Annotated in this window: 2 protein-coding genes; both read left to right on the forward strand. The window is 59.6% G+C overall.

Going from position 1 to position 2,056, the window contains the following annotated elements; genetic code table 11:
- The first annotated feature begins 141 nt into the window (after positions 1-141).
- Positions 142-999, forward strand: coding sequence for a phycobilisome rod-core linker polypeptide (locus NW818_RS12960; protein WP_414332161.1), 858 nt, complete (start codon positions 142-144; stop codon positions 997-999).
- Positions 1,000-1,032: 33 nt separating this feature from the next.
- Complete coding sequence (locus tag NW818_RS12965; protein WP_414424790.1) at positions 1,033-1,863, forward strand: HEAT repeat domain-containing protein; 831 nt, start codon at positions 1,033-1,035, stop codon at positions 1,861-1,863.
- The last annotated feature ends 193 nt before the right edge of the window (positions 1,864-2,056 follow it).

The raw sequence follows: 2,056 nt of genomic DNA on the forward strand, positions 1-2,056 counted from the left end.
GCATTATTGCTCCGCAACGCCGACGCGACGACGCAACCAACACTTTAGGTGTGGGTACAATGTCCTAGCTTGAATCGAAATGACCCTAAACGCAAGCTTGTTCTCAATCTGTGTCCATTCAGTTCAATCGGGGGAATTAGCATGAGTGCAATTACAGCGGCAAGCCGGATGGGGATCCGGGGCATTACGGAGACCACCCCACTGGAGTTGCGCCCCAACGCCAGCCAGGATCAGCTCAATGCGGTGCTGCGGGCCATCTACCGTCAGGTGCTGGGCAACGACCATTTGTTTGGGGCCGATAGGAAGGAGCTAGCCAGTGCGGAATCGCTGCTGCGCCAGGGCAGCCTGACGGTGCGGGAGTTTGTGCGATGGATCGCCAAGTCCGAAGCCTACAAAAAGCGGTTTTTCTACCCCAACTCGCAAACCCGGGCCATCGAGCTCAATTTCAAGCATCTGCTGGGACGCGCTCCCACCAGCCCCAAAGACATCGCCCGCCATTTGGACATCTACCAATCTGGCGGCCACAGCGCGGAGATCGATTCCTACATCGACAGCCCAGAATACCTAGAAGCTTTTGGAGACAACATCGTCCCCTACCCGCGTGGGTTTGAATACCGCAAGGCCCATTCCACCCGCGACTTTACCAATCTCTTCGCCCTCTACGGGGGCTACGCCAACAACGACCGCTCCCAAGGGCCCAGACCCCGTCTGATGATGCCTTTGGCCACCGGGTTTACCCCGGCCATTCGCCGCATTGGGGTGCGGGGGCTGCTGCCGCCCAGCCCCATTTCCAAACACCTGGGGCCGCCAACGGGCCAGTCGGATCGCATGTTCTGTGTGGAAGTGACCCGGCTGCTGAATCCGCCTTCGGCCCTGGCCACTTCCAGCCGAGTGCGCAAATCCAACCAGCAGATCTTCGTCTCTGCCGATCAACTGTCGGCGACAATGCAGCGGTTGCTCAAATCGGGCGCCAAGATCGTCAGTGTCCGCAGCGCTTGATCCCTTCTCGGTGTCTTCTCCGTTGTCGATTCCATGACCACTGCTGTTCCTCTGGATCCCGATCCATCGGTGGATCTCACCCCGGCTGGACAAATCGCCAAGCTGCGCCACGGGGATCCGGGGGAACGCTACTATGCCGCTTGGTGGCTGGGACGCATGCGCATTGCCGAAGGGATCCCTGCCCTGATCGAGGCCCTGGCCGATGAAACGGATCGCACCGCTCAAGGGGGATATCCGCTGCGGCGCAACGCTGCTCGTGCTTTGGGTAAACTGGGATCCCTCGCCGGGATCCCTCCCCTGAAGGCGGCTTTGTCTTGCTCCGATGGCCAAGTGGTGGCAGCCGCTGCCCAGGCACTGGTTGAGATTGCCTTTGCCAACAACATCCATAGGGATCCCGACGAAGTGGAAAAGCTGGGATCCGCTTTGCTAGAAGGGCTGCGCTTTGTGGAGCAAGGACTGCAGACGGAAGCCCAAGCCGCCCTAGAAGCCATTGTCGAGGCTCTTGGACAACTGCAAGTGACCGCTGCTCTGGAGCCAATCTGTCCCTACCTAGAGCACACTTCCATCCGTTTGCAATGTGCGGCGGCGCGGGCCTGCTATCGTCTCACCGGGGATCCGACTTTTGCTCAGCGCCTGCTGTCGGTGTTGAATCACCACAACATCCATCTGCGGCGGGCTGCCCTTTTGGATTTGGGGGCCAGTGGCTATTTGCCGGCAGCACAAGCCATTGCGGTGGCGGCGGTGGAGGTCAACCTGAAGCTTCTTGCCCTCAAACAGTTGGTGGAGATCAACCTGGAACAACATCAAAGGATCCCCGGTGCTGAGCTGCAGCAGGTGCTCCGGCTGATCGACGAGCTGCTGTGAGCGGTGGTGCTTCTGGGCCCTTGCTGTTCGCATTAGCGGGACGGAGTCCTTTGCAACTGACCTATCAAGGCATTGCCCATGAGTTTGTGCATCCCTCTGCAGCGATTCAAAGCCGTCAGAATCTGTCCGCTCGGCACCAGGGTTGGGCTCCGTGGCTGTAGCACTGCCTCAGCTAGAAATCGCAGGAGCCCCG

Source organism: Synechococcus sp. R6-5 (assembly GCF_047461775.1).
Lineage (GTDB): Bacteria > Cyanobacteriota > Cyanobacteriia > Thermostichales > Thermostichaceae > Thermostichus.

What these genes read in the sequence shown, in the direction of transcription:
- NW818_RS12960 (WP_414332161.1), top strand. Translation starts at nt 142, where the DNA reads ATGAGTGCAATTACAGCGGCAAGCCGGATGGGGATCCGGGGCATTACG.
- NW818_RS12965 (WP_414424790.1), top strand. Translation starts at nt 1,033, where the DNA reads ATGACCACTGCTGTTCCTCTGGATCCCGATCCATCGGTGGATCTCACC.